A 17559-nucleotide genomic window follows, 5' to 3' on the forward strand; every position below is an offset into this window, starting at 1 on the left:
GAGGATTATCCTGATTTATGATTTATTGATAATTAAGCAATAATTTTTTGTTTGTACCGATTAAGCTGAATAAGCTGTTTCCATTCAGAAATAGAAAACATAGGTTGTAAGCAACTGAAGTCGATTGGATAAGCTTCCAAAATCAGACATTGTGCCTGCTCTTTTAGTAATGCAAATTTATTTTGATCCTGCTGCAAGTCCAAAGTCTCATATGCATGTTGTATTAATACGGCTGCCATCTCTGAAATATTTTGATTTTGATGCAAGACTTGGGCTCTTTGAAATACAAACCAAAAATGTTCTAAATCCTGACTTTGGTAATGGGACTCGACTTGTTTTAATAACAATTCAGTTGCTAGCTCCTGATCAAGCAGATTAAATATCCACTCACGTTCAAGCCTATTCCCAGTTGATATCGTCACGGTTTCACACCATTTGGTTTGATGTTGGTAAAACCATAAAGCTAAATCACGGCGCTGCTCTCGATAACAGCACATAATAAACGCATTCCAGATATGCTCTTTTTGGTGTGAATGTAATGAAAACAAATGATCCCAATTACCAAATAATTCTAACCAATATGCAAGTGGCAATTGGATTAAAATTCTTTTGAGATAAAACACGCCCTGCGAACTTTCACAAAATGATTGATAAGTTTGCTCAACTTGAGCACTTTGGTAAGCCGTTTTTAAACTTCTACGACTTTCAAGCAAATTTGCTTTTCGATCAAAGAAACCATAATCATTCAATGCATCATCTTGATCTAAGTTAATATTAAATTTAACTTTTCTAGCTTGAGTATCGTAGCTTAAACATGCACGCAATAACGCCATAACCTCGTTATAAAGTGTATTATCTTGATAATATAAATAGAAAGCTAATGCAGCATTATTACGTACTGTCGCTGCATTCTGTGGTTCCAGTGTTTTCACATGGTGGTATAAAGCTTCAAATTGGCTTACCGGCATGTTATATGCCACTAGACTTTCAGCATGACTGTGCAAATGGTTTTTCTGAATGGATTGTGACCAAAACCCTGCAATATGTTGCTGAATAAAGTCTGGTAATTGACTGCATAATTGGCTCATCAACATTGACCATTCGCTATTTTTTAATTTCATTAACTCACGAATCAATGGTGCAGCATCTTGTTGCTTCAAATATTTCCACACTCTTTTTGCATCATCTAAACGTGTTGTAACATCACATTGAAATGCAAACGCAGGTAAGACTGATGCTAATAACACGGGGTTCCGACATAGTGGTAAAACTTTCAACACCAAATAACGAGGAATCACTTGCTGCTGCAGTTGAGCAAGTTTGAAAATTTGAATAACCCAATCTTGATATAAAAATGGCGACTCTTGTGCAACAACCCATTTCAAAATTTGCACAAGTTGATTATCCAATTGCTTTTCATTTTCTATCTGATCAGTCTCAGCAATATTCTTTTGTAATGTTTCAGGTACACATTGCGCTTGATAACCTGCTTGTTGCATCAGCACCCAATATTGATTCAAAACTAATAAATCTTGAACTGAATCAATATGCCGAGGCACATAGTCTTGCAATTCATTAGGAACTTTTACAGCCTGCTTAAATTGCTGCCCTAGTGTTAGTTTGAGTAATAATTGCTGATTAAACTCACTGTATGATGTGCTTAAAGACATTCAAAGTGCCCTCCTTGCCAAATACTCACCAGTTTAAGTTGCAATCCATTCCATTCAACGCCTGCACTAAATGGTTCAGTCCCCACTAAAAACCATAGCTCAACAAACTGTTTAATCTCAATTTCACACACCTTTTGATTCTGATCGACCAAATAAATCACTTTGTTATACTTTACTAAACGCAATTGCTCTAGCCAGAAAAAACGTACTAATTGCAAAGGATATTGTTTTAAGCCACGCGCGTATTGAGTAAATGCTTGATCAAAATTTTTAAAGCCTTCCGGTGCAACAGACCTTAAGCTAAGATCATTGAATGACATTAAATCATCTTCTAAACGTAGACGTTGTTGGCTTATCACCGGATAAAGCTTGGCATTTAGAGCCAGTTGTTTTTGATAAGGTAACGTTAGGCCGAAGTTCGAATAAGGGGGAATTTCAAAATCCAACAACAAATAGTCACATAAATTTTGGCTATCCCACAGCCATTGACGGCGATAACGCCCACGAGTATTAACCAACTCCTGTGTTACTTGGCCTAATGCATGAACATCAAATACTTGAGTGGATAGGTTATCCCATACATCAGTCGTTAAATTCACCCCAAAAAGCTGTTTTACTTCTTCATAAAGCGCTGGTTTAAGCTGCTCACGGTTTTGCCATAAATGAACGGCTGTTTGTAATTTAGCTAACCAAAATGAACTCTGCATTTGCCAATTACTTTGATAGAGTGCACTAGAAAACTCCTCTAAATAGCTGACTAGACCTGCAACTTGAGCATCGACCAAACGGCTTTGAATATCACGGAACTTTTCATGTTGTTGTTGACGCAATCGCCCTAACCCCATAGTTACAACATCATTCAACCATGTTTGTAATGCGTCAATACCTCCATCCATCTTTTTCTCACGTGCCAATTGGCGTTTCGCACGTGCTGCTTCATCAACTGGTTTATCAATCTTGCTTTCTTTTTTATCAAGTATTTTGCTTTTTTTATCACGCCATTTTTGTACTCGCTCAGGTATGCTTTGCTCATCAGATTGCACAATAAATTTATCTTGATACTCTGTATAAACAAATAATAATGCTAAGGCATGTTTACATGGTCGTTTAAAACTCGGACAACTACATTCACATTTGAGTTCAGGCAAAAAAACTGCACTTTGATAAATTGCACTACCCTGAATTTGTCCCCAAATCCACTGATCAGTTGAACCACAGATATTGTTCCATGCTTCAAATTTTGCGAGTTTCTTAGCTGATTTTGCCGAACTTGCGTCTGGAATAATCTGATCGACTTGAGCAGATTGGATCGTCAGCAACATAGTTAACCCTATAAAATAATTGTAAGTTTCAGTATTTTTAAATTCTAAGCTTGAGCAAAATATAACGTTTTTAGATTAGTTTTTATATCATTTAAGCTGATCTAACGACAATTTATGTCGTAGAGAATTGTGGCTATAAAAAAACTGCCTTATGTTTACATAAGACAGTTTTATCAAAACTAAATTATTTATCTAAAATCGCAAATAATTCTTTTTGAACGTCTTCAATTGCACGTAAACCATCTAGCTTATCGTAAGTCGGTGCATTTTCACCAGAAGCAGCACGACCTTGATAGAAGCCAACCAATTGCTCAGTTTCGCTGTGGTAAGAACCAAGACGCTTACGAATGGTTTCTTCCTGGTCATCTGGACGTTGTACCAGGTCTTCGCCGGTTTCGTCATCTTTACCTTCCACTTTTGGTGGATTGTAAACCGTGTGATAAACACGGCCAGAAGCTGGATGCTGACGACGGCCAGAAAGACGTTGCACGATCTCTTCATCCGGTACATCAATTTCGATCACATGATCAATGCTGATGCCCGCTGATTCTAATGCTTCAGCTTGTGGAATTGTGCGTGGGAAACCGTCAAAGATACACCCATTTTCACAATCAGGCTGAGCAATACGCTCTTTCACCAAACCAATGATCAATTCATCAGAAACTAAACCGCCTGATTCCATGACACTTTTTGCTTTTAAGCCAAGTTCAGTACCTTCACGAATTGCAGCACGGAGCATATCACCGGTTGAAATTTGTGGGATATTGTAGCGCTTACAGATCAACTGAGCTTGAGTACCTTTGCCTGCCCCAGGTGGTCCGAGTAAAATAATGCGCATAAAAGAACATCCTCATTTAAAAACAATAAATCTTAAATTGAGCAATATCATACAGAGTTATCACTCAACCAACATCAAATTAATTATAAGAAAGCAACAAATAAGTGAATTAAACCAGCAAAGAAACCAGTCACTCCACCTAGTACAATTAAAATCCACTCATCTTCCTGGAAAGCAGGACGCAATAAATTCTGGAACTCTTTCGGTGTTAGTTCACGGATGCGGTCTCTAAACATTTGAAAGATCTTCTGCGCACGACTTGCATTCAGAGCTGGGTCACATACTGGTCCCATGGTAATTTCAATTGAGCGATCAATCAAGTCAGTCTTGAGTCTAGCATACTCTCTTGGCCCTAATGAAAGCTGCAAAGAGGTTCTGACTAATGGAGTTTCCATGATTTCATTGATATGGCGCTTGACAATACGACGGGTTTTGTCTTTCTTGCTGCCATACATCATCTCAGTCATGATCGATTTTAAGGTAATTAAATCTTCAGTCACTACACTGGCAAATACATCCGAAACCTCTTCCTGACGCTTCATAAATGCGCCTTGGACATTGTAGGTTCCAATCTTCAAGACAGGTACAATCCACGGGAATTTACGGTCTTTGGTCAAACGGAAGATCTGTGGATAGCGGATATAGTGTGGTTCAATCGGATTAAACACCATCCAGATCGCAATCCAGTTGGTTAAAAAGCCCCAGATGGCCGCCCAGAACGGGACGGTCCAGTGCCAAGGCACCACAAACCAGACGATCATCTGGAAAATACCAAAGAACATACCAATTAGCGCACTGATATGCCAAATAAAGTTGATCTCTTTCTGACCTACTTTCAGGAACATGCGCACCATTAAACGGCGGTCACCTTCCATCTGGCTCACCACCATTTCACGCATATCCACCAGTGACTCGACGTTCATGGTCAGCTCAGTCACAAGTTCTCTAAGCGTATTGGGCAATTGTTTATGGGCTTGCGCATAGATACGACGCTTAATCGAATAAGGCAGATTTTCCCAAAGCACTGCATTACGATCGATCATCACCTCATCAATCAGGTGTTCAAGCTCAAAACCAACCTGTTCACCAATAATCATGGCCATATCTTCAGGATCCATGGCTTCCAGAAACTCGCGCAGTGATCCCAATTTAGATAAGGTATTATCGGTAATGATGCCTGAAATACGTCCAGCTTTACGCGGCACAATCCCTTGCCAACCGACAGGTAACGGGCCTAAATGGAATCCCCAGAAATTAATCGGGTAAAATACCATTTTCAGTGCCATCCACACGTGCGCCCAAGTTACAAAGGCGGTCACGGGAATGATACTTAACACTGCCAGATGGTCTGGTCGATTTAAGAAAATCTGCCACAATTCATTGACGTAATCAAACATGCATGACTCTCAGAATTATTGATACATGATGGCTTATAAAAGAATAAATCTGCATTCTCCTCTTATAAACCAAAACTTAAGGTGTAAGAAAACTGCAACACGGGTTGTGCTTTTTTCACCGTGTTGCCATCCCCATCTTCTAATTTTTCACGTACTCCTGCGCCGACGCTGAAGGTACTAATCCGTTCACTGTTCAGCCAGACATATGCAAGATCAGCACCAACCCCCAGGTTGGCTTTTTGCTTACCGCCATAATTTTTACTGTCTAAATGGCCCGCATAGACCCCAACGTAATAACCATTTTTATCTGTACCCGTTAAATAGTACGGATAGCGAAAACCGACTTGTCCACCAATTTCGTTGTCATCATTTAAGAAAGCGCCCGCTTTTGCATAGGCGATCCCGTAAGGATTGACCCATTCCAAATTGCCATGTAATAATTTTTTAGTAAAACCTGCCCCGACATTCCATGTTGAAACGTTTGCATCTTTCAATTTAGGCTCAGGCATAAATGGATTATCATCCGCATGACTTAAGCCCGTAAGTGTTAAAACCGATAATAAAAGGCAAATTTTTCTCATTATTTTCTCCATTTTCCCTATGTCTGTATTGGAAAATCCTATTTCGAATAGTTTGTGACTTTAACAGAATTATTTTGCTTCTAATATACAAGACCCTATAATTTTAATGTCTGCAAAGTCAAAAACTGTCGCGTCAACATTTGCATGAATTGTTGAAAATTCTACAGTATGATCATGCAACTTACGTTAAAATATTGCGTCTTTGTATCTCTCACCTCTGTAATTAAGTCGACACCCTATGAAACAGCACTTTCCTTTAAAAAACATGCAACAAGAAAAGCGCATTTATAAGGGTCGAATCTTCTTTGCCATTTTTCTGGTCGGTTTTTTTCTCCTGTTACTGATCTGTCGTTATGCATATTTACAGATTGTTCATTACGATGACTTTACAACCGCCTCAGATAAGAACCGAATTCGCTTACAACCCCTGGCACCTGCCCGTGGTTATATCTATGACCGCAACGGGGTGTTGCTCGCAGATAACTATCCGGTCTTCACCGCAACCTTAAGCCGGGCCGATGTCAGCGATATTGACGATACCATTACCCGTCTGATCCCGATTTTAAATCTCAGTCAGGAAGATGTAGACCGTTTTAAAAGCCGGGTCAAAACTGCACGTAAAACCGAACGTCTGGCAATCAAATTAAACCTGACTGAAGCCGATATCGCAAAATTCAGCGAAGTAAAATATGCTTTTCCCGGGGTGAAAATTGAAACGCAGATGACCCGCTACTATCCGCATGGCGAACTGTTTGCCCATGTGATTGGATATGTCGGACGGATTAATGATAAAGAGCTCAAATCGATTGATAAGGACTTATACGCAGGCACTAACCTGATTGGTAAAATCGGAGTGGAAAAAAGTTATGAAGACTTGTTACACGGCACACCAGGCTATGAATCTGTGGAAGCGGATGCCCACGGTAATGTACTGCGTAATTTAGGCCGCCAGAACCCAGCCCGTGGTAATGATCTTTATTTATCAATTGACTATGGGTTACAAACCGTTGCTGCTCAGCAATTAGCAGACCGTCGTGGTGCCATTGTGGCCATGGATCCACGCACAGGTGAAATTCTGGCTTTGGTTTCTAGCCCAAGCTTTAATCCAAACCTGTTTGTCACTGGCATTAGCTCAAAAGACTATAGCGGACTGCGTGATAATCTCGACCAGCCCCTGTATAACCGTGCAGTTCAAGGCGCTTACCCACCCGGCTCAACCATTAAACCGATGTTCGGTTTAGGTGGCATTCACTATGGTCTGGTGGATTGGGGCACCGCCATTTCAGATCCGGGTTATTTCTCTCTGCCGGGCGATAGTCACCGCTTCCGTGACCATAAGAAAAGCGGACATGGTTCCGTCAACATGCACAAGGCTCAAATCGTTTCCTGCGATACCTATTTCTATGTCCTGTCCTATCGCATGGGTATTGAAAAAATGAATGACTGGATGCGTCAGTTCGGCTTTGGTGAAAAAACTGGTGTAGATTTACCAAGCGAGAGCTCAGGCCTATACCCAAGCCCGGAATGGAAAATGCGTACCCGCAAATCCAAATGGCTCAAGGGTGAAACCATTTCGGTCAGTATCGGGCAAGGTGCATTTACCGCAACACCATTACAACTGGCCATGGCCACTGCGATTACAGCGAATAAGGGTTCACATGTTACGCCGCATGTCCTCAGAGAAACCAAAGGTGCCAAAAAGTTTGCGGTACACAATGCGCCTGATGGCAAAATCCAGTTTAACGGCACAGAGCAAGACTGGACTAATATGCATGATGCAATGGTTGACGTGATTCAATCCGGTACAGGTCGCGGCATCAAAGGTGGTTTGCAATATTCAATTGCAGGTAAAACCGGTACGGCACAGGTGAAGAGTATTGCACAAGGTAAACGCTATAACGAAGCGGCCCTGTCCTCGCGCCAATGGGACCATGGTCTGTTTGTTGGCTTTGCACCCGCGGATCATCCAGAAATTGCCATTGCCGTGGTTTGGGAAAATGGTCGACATGGTGGTTCAGCTGCACAAATTGCCCGCCCAATCTTCGATTACTGGCTGGTGACGCGTAAGAAAAATCCACTTCGCCCAGCCAATCATCAGGTCAGTGGTGGCTTAATGACGGCGGGAATCAAGCCAGGTGAGTTATCGATGGCAAATGCGGCAGCAGCACAAAATGTAGCGCCAGCTTCGAGCCCGGTCGCAACGTCACCTGCGACCACACCGCCAGCCGCTCAACCCGCAGATGATGGAGTCACTGAATAATGAAGAATCAATTACGAATTATCGGTGGTGAATGGAAACGCCGTACTTTGCCCTTTGCAAGTATTGAAGGCTTACGCCCAACCCCGGATCGTGTCCGTGAAACCTTATTTAACTGGTTAATGTGGGATATCCAAAATGCACAGGTACTCGACTTGTGCAGCGGTTCTGGTGCATTGGGCTTTGAAGCCCTTTCACGTGGTGCAGCCCAAGTCACCATGATTGAACCGAATCCAAATCAGGCACGCTTTTTAAAAGACAATATTCAGCTGTTAAAAGCTGAAAATTGTCAATTACTGGTCTCAACGGCCCAACAGGCTTTAAGCAAATTAAAAAACAGTTTTGATGTGGTTTTTCTTGATCCGCCTTATAGCCTTGATTTATGGCAAGAACTGGCGGATCTGGCCGATCCAATGATCAATCCAAATGCTTATATCTATGTAGAAGCAGATCGTGACCTGTCCCAACTGAAACTTCCGGTGAGTTGGCAAAAAATCAAAGAAACCAAAGCGGGTATGGTGAGAGCTGGTCTCTACCAAAAAGTGGTTTAGAAAATACTCAGCCAGAAAAACCGGATCATTTGGCCACGGTCAAAAGGGAAACTGGACAGATATTCATAACCAATGCGATGACGGAAATTCAGCTGATAAGCGACCCCATACCCCACTGAAATCGAGAAGTCGTCTAAAGACAGACTGCTGGTATCACCAGTTAACATCTTATGGTTAAACTGATTGGTCTGATAAGCGGTATGGTTATAGATACGCCACCGTTCATTCTGAAAAAACAGGTTATGCAAAACTGAATAATCTGTTTTCATTTGCGGATAGGCGGCGTCGAACATTTCTTCACGATCATCATGGAACGGCTCAAAGAAATCATAGTCTTCTGCCTGCGCCCCAGCAGTGCAACAAAGCAGCAGAAACAGTAAAAAAATATGCTTAATACGCATCATCATCTATATTACTTATCCCCCAAACTAGAATAACGCTAAAAGTTATTTCTTATCAATCAATTAAAATTTATTCGACTGATCTTTATGCATGGTCCGATGGGCTATTTCAATGCTGCAGTTTTTGCTAGAGTGAAATCATGCAAAAGATGTATAAGTTTTTTTAATTTTTATTCTGTCAGACATAAATATTTAATTTATAAAACTAAACTTCTATACAATAATAGCGTCTTTAAAATTTCACTGTATCTCGATCTATCATGAAACTTTTGTGCTTACTCCTTGCCACGCTTAGCTTAACCGGTTGTATCTTTGGAAAATCAAGCGAGGTCAAGCGTGCAGAGAAAGTCTTACAAAATTTTCAATGTCATAATATTGAATCCAGTGAGCTGGCGACCTCTTCTATTTCAACTTTTTATCAGCAATCCTTGGCTGCCAACAAGGAAAAGGCCGCTTCTTATATTGAACAATATAAAAATGGTGAAGATCTCTTTGACATTCCCCTAGATGAAGTTGTACAACAAAAATATCAATTATATATACAAGCGTGTCAGGCACTTGGCGGTATATCTACAACAAAAGAACCGATTGCTGTAACTTCTACAGAGTAAGGGGAATACGCTTTTCCTGATCGCGTTTAGGACGTGACATGATCGAAAAACAATTTACTTTAAAACATTATCTGGCACTGGCGCTGATCGTAGTCGCCGTTGCCATTGCAAGTATTGATCCACTTGAATTTGAATCGTACCTGTTACATCAAGCAGGTACACTTTTTATGTTGATTGTCCTGCTGGTGGCATTTAAAAGAATCGGACTGAGTTATTTCAGTTTCTGTTTATATTTAGCCTTTCTGTTGATCCATATTATTGGTGCGCACTACCTCTACTCCTATGTCCCTTATAACCAATGGCTCCTGTATTTTTTCAATTTTGATTTAGATCAAAGCATGGGCTGGTCACGGAATATGTATGATCGGCTGGTTCATTTTTCTTATGGACTGCTGCTCTATCCTTTTGTCTATCGCTGCTTTCAGGTCTGGCTACCCACTGCAAAGCCATTTTCGTTATTTCTGCTTGTAATTCAGTTTGTCATGGCCTCCAGTGTATTTTATGAACTGCTGGAATGGGGACTTTCTATCGGGTTATCGCCGGAAGATGCAGAAAACTATAATGGTCAGCAAGGTGATATGTGGGATGCGCATAAAGATATGTTTCTGGCAACAATTGGAGCGATCCTGACCGGTATTATTCAACTGGTCAAACAAAAGACGCTTATTGAAAAATAAGCGTCTTCTTACATTAGTAGATGGATCAGATAATTGAATGCTGTAATACATCCAACTGGTCAAAAGGCCCTGCCTTGATGGTTTGGGCAAAATCAAAATTTTCCACATGCTGATGGTCTGGACTTGCAGTAGCCGTCGATGGGGCTTGAGTGGCAATAATTTGATTCAACACCTCATCGACCTGATGGTTTGACGTTTCAGTAGTAGACAACAATTCACTAAGATTTAACTTCTCTGCTGCAGATGAGGGCGAGACCGCTGCCTGTTTGCTTTGAAAAACCTCCAGATTGATGGCATCAACCAGAGAGGCTTGCGTTACGGCAGAGTCCGAAGCTTCACTTTGTAGTGATGCTGTCGTGGTCGGCGCAACCACATTGAAACTAAATCCATCACTCATTTCACTGATATTACCCGCAGCATCGGTCTGGGTTAAGGTGATCTTATGCGCACCGAGTCCTAGTTCTTGGCTAAAGTTAAAACTCCATTTGCCATTATCCCCTACGGTTACCGTACCCACCGGCTGACCATTGTCGTAAATCGTCAGCACCGCTTTGGCCTCTCCAACCCCCGCTAAAGTCGGCTTGCTATCATCGGTATTTGCACCCGCAGCAATGGCCCCTTTGACCGGTCCCACATCATCAGTCACCGTTTGCAAGATCGGTTTATTCGGGGCAATGGTATCTTTTGCGCCCAGTACGTCAGTGGCATCCGAACGATTACCAGCCGCATCAATCACATACACTTTACCCATATTTTTATCGGTTAACGCAGGAGAGACAGTGATGCTAAATTTCCCATCGGCTCCAACCGTGCCTGTCCCGATCGTTTTGCCATCCGGGCCTTTAATTTCAATTTTACTATTCGCTTCGGCAGTACCAGTAACCGTATCACCTGCAGCATTGATCTGGGCAGCAGCTTTATCTGGTGCGATAGTATCTTTACCTGCAGTGATTTCCAGTGGTTTTGAAACATTACCTGCCGCATCTTCCAGCACGATAGAGGCCTTTTTATCCGCACCTAAAGCTGGTGACAAGCCAATTTCAAACTTGCCTTGCGCATCAGTGGTGCCACTTCCAATCACATTACCCTCGGCATCTTTGACCACAACTTTGCTATTGGCTTCTGCCCGCCCTACGATTGAAGTCCCTTCTTTATTCACTTCTACGGTCGGTTGATCGGGTGCAACCGTATCCTTGCCGGCAAATACCTTTGAAGGTTCTGACTTGTTGCCTTCCTTATCTTCCGCCACAACAGTTCCCCCCTTGTCGCTGGTTAAAGGAGGTGAAACCTTGATCGAATACAGTCCCTGTTTATTGGCAATTACGGTCCCGAGCAGGTTATTATTGGCATCATAAATCGAGACTTTGGCATTGGCCTCAGTCTTACCGGTGACAATGGTGCCATCGGCATTCAGCTGGGCAGTCGGTGCATCAGGTGCGGTGACATCTTTATTTCCCACAACCTCATTGCTTGCTGAATTACCTGCAGCATCTGTTGCGGTTACAGTCACCTTTTCACCAGCCGGTAAAGGATCGGTTAATTTAAAGGTATAGTTTCCCTGAGCATCGGCTTGTCCAGTTGCAAGGATTTTCCCGTTTTTATCGACGATTTTAATTGCAGCATTTGCTTCAGTTCTGACGGTGATTGTTTGTGAGTCCTTGGTATCTATTACAGCTTTAACGACTGGCGGTGTTCGATCAATCTCTTTAGGTGTTTCAGCTTTTTTATCGTCGTCATCGTCTTTGACAGCCAGCAAATAAACGCCTTCTGCCGCCAAGGCCACCAATCCCGCTTTGAGCAACTGTGATTTGGTAATCCCCAAGTCTTCTGTAGCATCTGACATCATCATGCTCTGTGAAGGTGGCTGCGTATAAGCAAACTGAGTCAGTTGCGTGGTCGGTACATAACGCACGAACTGGCCTGAATCATCAAACTGGGCGATGCTATAGCTACCATCTTGTTCAGGAAAAGCCAAAGTGTGTTCCGTGACATTTGCATCAGTATAAAAATCACTAATAATGATTTTTTCACCGTTTTTAAGTGTAATGACAAGATCATTACCTTGTTTCATAATAGATTTGATATCGTCCTGATTTACACCAATCTGGACAATCGAAGGCTGATCGAGCATGACCGCTTTTATTTGTCCATCTTGTAAAATATTCGAATTTTTCTTCGAAGAAACGACAACTCTTGTCATTTTTATGCTCACTTATCAATTATATTTTTATCTATTTGTCGGTTAATGAATAATTAAGTAATTCATCCGCATTTAAAATATCAAAACATTCCTACAACAACAATCTCTACAGCAGCATTTATGCGGTTTAATTTAAATTGACCATGCGTTCAAAAATCAGACTATAAAAAATGATTCATATTTTGATGCCATATAAAAAAACCAGCCTGATCTGGCTGGTTTCTTGAAGTAGACTCGGATTAGAATTTTGGATCGCGCATTTGTACAAGAGTACTATTCGCCTTCGCAAGACTATCTGTAATTTTACCCATTACCGCCGGTATAAGACTCTCAGCCATTTGTGCCGCTTGTAGACCCAGCTTTTCACCAAATGTTGGGCGTTTACGCGTGTTAATCACATAGATATCATGCTTTGGCAGCAGGCTCAGTAAATATTCATCTGAGGTCTGCAAGGTATCCACCAGATTTAACTCGCGGGCATCTTCACCATACCAGTGCTCACCTGTTGCAACTTTGGCAACATCCAGTTGAGGACGATATTTCTCAACAAAGTGCTTAAATAAGGCATGGGTTTGCTGGAGTTCTTCTTCGAATTTCGCCTTGCCTTCCGGGGTGTTTTCCCCAAACATGGTAACGGTACGTTTGTATTCACCCGCGGTATACAATTCAAAATCAACATTATGTTGTTTTAACAGGCGGTTAAAGTTAGGAACCTGAGCAACAACACCAATTGAACCTACTACCGCGAATGGTGCCGAGATGATTTCATTGGCAATACACGCCATCATATAGCCACCACTTGCCGCCACTTTATCTACACAGATCGTGACATGAAAGCCAGCATCGCGTAAACGCACCAGTTGCGCCGCTGCCAGCCCATAACCATGCACCATGCCACCCGGGCTTTCCAGACGCACCACCACACGATCATGTCCAGCTTTTGCTGTTGCCAAGATTAAAGTGATTTCTTCGCGGATGGTATCCACAGCAGAAGCCTGTACATCGCCTTTAAAATCGAGCACGTAAATTTTTTGATCATTCTTGCGACGCACTTTTGCTTCTTTGGCAAGTTGCTGAACCAGTTGCAGTAATTCCAGACGAGACGCTGTTGTTTGTGCAATTTTTTTTCTTTGTTCATTCACACGCGCATTGAGATGACTAATACGAATTTCAGCGGGAAATTTGGGTAAATGGAATAACATACAGTAAGTGCTCTATAAGTTCGGCTTTATCCATCTAAGATGTGGCCTGCTGAATAAAAATTCAATAGTGAATTTGCAAAATAGATTCATTTTCATTTATATAATAAAAAAAAGAGCCCATAGGCTCTTTGATTGATCTGGCTTTGCTTAACCAAAACGACCGGTAATATAGGCTTCAGTCAACTGATGGTCAGGTTGAGTAAATACTTTCTCGGTTGAGTTGACTTCAATCAGGTCACCCAAATGGAAGTATGCCGTACGATCCGATACGCGCGCCGCCTGTTGCATCGAGTGGGTGACGATTGCAATGGTATATTGTTCTGACAGTTCCGAAATCAGCTCTTCAATCTTTGCCGTTGCAATTGGATCAAGTGCTGAACAGGGTTCATCCATCAAAATTACTTCCGGACTCACCGCAATGGTACGAGCAATACATAAACGTTGCTGCTGACCACCCGATAAACCTGTACCCGGCTGACTTAAACGATCTTTGACTTCATCCCATAAACCTGCTTTACGCAAGCTGTTTTCTACGATTTCTTCCAGATCATATTTGTCACGTGCCAGGCCATGCAATTTCGGGCCATACGCTACATTGTCAAAAATTGATTTTGGAAATGGGTTCGGCTTCTGGAACACCATCCCGACTTGTGCACGAAGTAATACCACGTCCAGGTTTGGATCATAGATATCTTGATTATCAAGCGTTACCTTACCGGTTACCCGACAGCTATCAATGGTGTCATTCATACGGTTTAAGGTACGTAAGAAAGTCGATTTACCACATCCTGACGGACCAATGAATGCAATCACTTCATTTTGGTAAACATCCAGATCAATCCCCTTGATGGCCTCAGATTCACCATAATAAACATGAACATCTTTGGTACTGATTTTTACGTCACTTGCTTTTGGCTTTTTATTTGAAGCAGCCGTTTCAAACTGAGAAACAAATGCAGTGTTCGATTGCTGAACTTGCCCTTCCGCTGAAGTAAATTCTGTTTGCTGTGGATTCACTGATTTATCCTTTTCTACGGCGTTCATAATATCAATCGTATTCATTGTACTCTCCTCAATTACCAACGCACTTCAAATTTCTTACGGAGCCAGATTGCAAGGCTGTTTAAACTAATCATTAACGCAAGCAACACGATAATTGCTGCCGCGGTACGTCCTTCAAAGAAGTTACGTAATTCATTACCTTGCCATAAATAAACCTGTACAGGCAATGCAGTGGCCTGATCAAGGGGTGTAGTCGGTACACTGGCAACGAAAGCACTCATCCCGATCAACAGCAATGGCGCGGTTTCACCCAGTGCATGTGCCACACCAATAATTGAACCGGTCATGATGCCTGGCAAAGCCAATGGCAAGACATGATGGAAAACGGTTTGCACTTTGGATGCACCCAAACCTAAAGCCGCCTGTCGAATCGAAGGTGGAACGGCTTTTAATGATGCACGCGTGGTAATAATCACGGTCGGCAAAGTCATCAGACTCAACACCAGACCACCGACAAGTGGCGCAGATAATGGCAGTTGCATCCAGCCGATAAAGATTGCAGCGCCCAGTAAACCGAATACGATCGAAGGAACCGCTGCCAGGTTATTGATGTTGACTTCAATAATGTCCGTCATCATGTTCTTGGGTGCAAATTCTTCAAGATAGATCGCACTTGCCACACCAATTGGAATTGAGATGATGATTACAATCAGCATCATGAACAATGAACCCATGAAGGCCCCCGCCAAGCCACTGGTCGCTGGCGAGCTACGTGAATCAGGGCTAACAAACAGGTTGGTATTGAAGGTACTGTCAATAATGCCTTCTGCTTTTAACTTATCTGCAAGCTGACGTACTTCAGGTTCAAGCTGTTGCTGGTCATCCGGTAATGAGCGATCAATATTGCCGGCTAACCACACATCAATATTGGCATCTGCCAGGAATTTAATCTCTTGCTTGCTACCAATCAACGCCGGGTTGTTCATGACCATATCGCGTAAGCGGTAAGCTTCAGAGCTGGTATACAAGCTGCTCAAATAATCACGCTGGCTTTCAAGTGCCTTATCTTTAGACACGATGCCATTCACGATCAGCGCATCCCAATCCACCATGCCCATTTCAGTTTGCCAAGCGACCATACGCTCTTCAAAATGTGCCGGTGTTTCCCCTGCGGTTGCTTTGGGCTTGGCACCCACATTGATAATGGCTGGGTCAAAATAAACCGGAACGGTCAGGCTGCTTTGCCAGAAAGAAGGCAAACCTTTGGCCAGAATACTGCCAAACAGCAAGGCAACAAAAGCCAGGCCGATCACCACCGCAGAGAAACCTGCGAAACGGAATGTCTTTTCTTTACGATGGCGCTTTGCCAAAGAGCTTTGAATTCTTCTTTTGCGCTGTTCACGTTGTTCAGCAGCCACTTGTGGATCAAATACGTTCTGATCCAGAGGAGATGAGGTATTTGATGAACTCATTCGTATTGCTCACGATATTTACGCACGATGTACAGTGCAATAATGTTTAAACCCAAAGTGATCACAAACAAAGTCAAACCAAGGGCAAAGGCCACCAATGCTTGCGGGCTGGCGAAATCGGTATCACCGGTTAATTGCTTCACAATCGTCACGGTGACGGTTGAAACAGCTTCTAATGGGTTGGCATGCAGTAATGGGCTATTCCCTGCTGCAAGCACCACAATCATGGTTTCACCCACCGCACGCGATACTGCCAACAAGAATGCACCGGTAATTCCCGGTAAGGCAGCCGGCAGCACAACCTGACGAATAGTTTCCGACTTGGTTGCCCCTAAGCCTAAAGAACCATCACGTAATGAACGTGGCACCTGAGTAATGATGTCATCAGATAACGATGAAACGAATGGGATAATCATGATGCCCATTACGAAGCCAGCAGTTAACGCACTGGTTGCATTGATATCAACGCCGATACTCTCACCGACCAGCTTGAAAAATGGACCAATGATCATCAAGGCAAATACACCATAAACAATGGTCGGAATACCTGCTAATACTTCAATGGTTGGCTTTGCCCAAGAACGTAATCGTGGAGAAGCATATTCAGCCAGATAAATCGCAATCAGCAAACCAATTGGCACCGCAACCAACAAGGCGATACCACTGACCATCAGGGTTCCCCAGATTAACGGCAAGATCCCGTAGCTCCCCTCTGCATTTCCTGAGGTGCTAAACCCCGGGTTCCATTCGGTACCAAAAAAGAAATCCACTGGACTGACAAACTGGAAGAAGTGTAACGCCTCTCTCAACATCGATAAGACAATACCAATCGTGGTTAAAATCGCAACGCCAGAACACAGAATCAACCCCACATTGATGGCTTTTTCGACCTGGTTTCGGGCGCGGAATTGCTGGCTGACATGACGTTTGGCCCAGACGAGCCCGGCTAAACCCGCACAGATCACGACCGCAAGTTTTGCGAAAGAACCAATGGTCTGGAATTTTGCCAGTTGTTGTGCGGCAGCGACTTCATATGCTGCGGGCTGGTCTGTGACCCCGAAACCCGATGCAATTGCCTGTACGCGACTGCTCAGGACATCACGTCCTGCGGCATCCAGATTGGCACTGACAGAGGCTGGAATATTATTGAAAATGATATGTTGTAAAACGCTGGGTTCAACCAAGTTCCAAATAATCAAAATTAAAAAAGCAGGAATACCACACCACAAAGCAACCAACGCGCCATAATATCCGGGACGTGAATGTAGTGCTGCTGAGTTATTTCCTTTACCTGCTAGGTTACGGCTTTTACTTAGCCCGATTTGATATGCAATTGCCACAAGGGCCAATAACACACCGATAAGTAGCAGATTCATGT

15 protein-coding genes are annotated in these 17559 nt (G+C 42.7%); 4 read left to right on the top strand and 11 right to left on the bottom strand.

Going from position 1 to position 17559, the window contains the following annotated elements; genetic code table 11:
* Positions 1 to 32: 32 nt before the first annotated feature.
* The 5 genes from J699_RS05065 to J699_RS05045 all read right to left on the bottom strand — a co-directional run bounded on the left by J699_RS05065 (position 33) and on the right by J699_RS05045 (position 5808).
* Positions 33 to 1670 (bottom strand): hypothetical protein, encoded by a 1638-nt coding sequence (locus tag J699_RS05065; protein WP_032870468.1) that lies wholly within the window; start codon positions 1668 to 1670, stop codon positions 33 to 35.
* On the bottom strand, positions 1661 to 2992 hold the full coding sequence (locus tag J699_RS05060; RefSeq protein WP_032870466.1) for an SWIM zinc finger family protein: 1332 nt from the start codon (positions 2990 to 2992) through the stop codon (positions 1661 to 1663). The genes J699_RS05065 and J699_RS05060 overlap by 10 nt, the downstream gene beginning before the upstream one ends.
* A gap of 184 nt (positions 2993 to 3176) precedes the next feature.
* Complete coding sequence (adk, locus tag J699_RS05055; RefSeq protein ID WP_005231721.1) at positions 3177 to 3830, bottom strand: adenylate kinase; 654 nt, start codon at positions 3828 to 3830, stop codon at positions 3177 to 3179.
* An 83-nt stretch (positions 3831 to 3913) separates the two neighbouring features.
* The gene (locus J699_RS05050) at positions 3914 to 5227 is read right to left on the bottom strand and encodes a membrane protein (protein WP_004652140.1); all 1314 of its coding nucleotides are present in this window, start codon (positions 5225 to 5227) and stop codon (positions 3914 to 3916) included.
* A 62-nt stretch (positions 5228 to 5289) separates the two neighbouring features.
* Positions 5290 to 5808 carry a hypothetical protein gene (locus J699_RS05045; RefSeq protein WP_005231723.1) on the bottom strand — a complete coding sequence of 173 codons (519 nt, stop codon included), beginning with the start codon at positions 5806 to 5808 and terminating at the stop codon, positions 5290 to 5292.
* 238 nt (positions 5809 to 6046) lie between these two features.
* On the opposite strand from J699_RS05045, the gene mrdA reads away from it, so the two are divergent.
* Complete coding sequence (mrdA, locus tag J699_RS05040; RefSeq protein ID WP_032870465.1) at positions 6047 to 8068, top strand: penicillin-binding protein 2; 2022 nt, start codon at positions 6047 to 6049, stop codon at positions 8066 to 8068.
* Positions 8068 to 8616 (top strand): 16S rRNA (guanine(966)-N(2))-methyltransferase RsmD, encoded by a 549-nt coding sequence (gene rsmD, locus J699_RS05035; protein ID WP_032870464.1) that lies wholly within the window; start codon positions 8068 to 8070, stop codon positions 8614 to 8616. Before mrdA ends, rsmD begins: the two co-directional genes overlap by 1 nt.
* On the opposite strand, the gene J699_RS05030 is transcribed toward rsmD, so the two are convergent.
* Positions 8613 to 9017 (bottom strand): hypothetical protein, encoded by a 405-nt coding sequence (locus tag J699_RS05030; protein ID WP_032870496.1) that lies wholly within the window; start codon positions 9015 to 9017, stop codon positions 8613 to 8615. The genes rsmD and J699_RS05030 overlap by 4 nt on opposite strands.
* Positions 9018 to 9277: 260 nt before the next feature.
* On the opposite strand from J699_RS05030, the gene J699_RS05025 reads away from it, so the two are divergent.
* Together J699_RS05025 and J699_RS05020 are read left to right on the top strand one after the other, a co-directional pair.
* Positions 9278 to 9628: a hypothetical protein gene (locus J699_RS05025; protein ID WP_005231727.1), complete on the top strand. Its 351-nt coding sequence runs from the start codon at positions 9278 to 9280 to the stop codon at positions 9626 to 9628.
* A gap of 38 nt (positions 9629 to 9666) precedes the next feature.
* Complete coding sequence (locus tag J699_RS05020) at positions 9667 to 10305, top strand: DUF2238 domain-containing protein (protein WP_032870462.1); 639 nt, start codon at positions 9667 to 9669, stop codon at positions 10303 to 10305.
* A 25-nt stretch (positions 10306 to 10330) separates the two neighbouring features.
* On the opposite strand, the gene blp2 is transcribed toward J699_RS05020, so the two are convergent.
* From blp2 to pstC, 5 genes are all read right to left on the bottom strand, one after another.
* Entirely contained in the window at positions 10331 to 12505 is a 2175-nt protein-coding gene (blp2, locus tag J699_RS05015; protein WP_032870460.1) for an Ig-like repeat protein Blp2, read from the bottom strand.
* 239 nt (positions 12506 to 12744) lie between these two features.
* Positions 12745 to 13707, bottom strand: coding sequence for a protease SohB (sohB, locus tag J699_RS05010; protein ID WP_005231730.1), 963 nt, complete (start codon positions 13705 to 13707; stop codon positions 12745 to 12747).
* A 147-nt stretch (positions 13708 to 13854) separates the two neighbouring features.
* The gene (gene pstB / locus J699_RS05005; RefSeq protein WP_005231731.1) at positions 13855 to 14769 is read right to left on the bottom strand and encodes a phosphate ABC transporter ATP-binding protein PstB; all 915 of its coding nucleotides are present in this window, start codon (positions 14767 to 14769) and stop codon (positions 13855 to 13857) included.
* A gap of 14 nt (positions 14770 to 14783) precedes the next feature.
* Entirely contained in the window at positions 14784 to 16181 is a 1398-nt protein-coding gene (gene pstA / locus J699_RS05000) for a phosphate ABC transporter permease PstA (RefSeq protein ID WP_005231732.1), read from the bottom strand.
* Positions 16178 to 17557, bottom strand: coding sequence for a phosphate ABC transporter permease subunit PstC (gene pstC, locus J699_RS04995; RefSeq protein ID WP_032882923.1), 1380 nt, complete (start codon positions 17555 to 17557; stop codon positions 16178 to 16180). Before pstC ends, pstA begins: the two co-directional genes overlap by 4 nt.
* Between the last annotated feature and the right edge of the window lie 2 nt (positions 17558 to 17559).

Source organism: Acinetobacter sp. 1000160 (assembly GCF_000588715.1).
GTDB classification, from domain to species: domain Bacteria; phylum Pseudomonadota; class Gammaproteobacteria; order Pseudomonadales; family Moraxellaceae; genus Acinetobacter; species Acinetobacter courvalinii.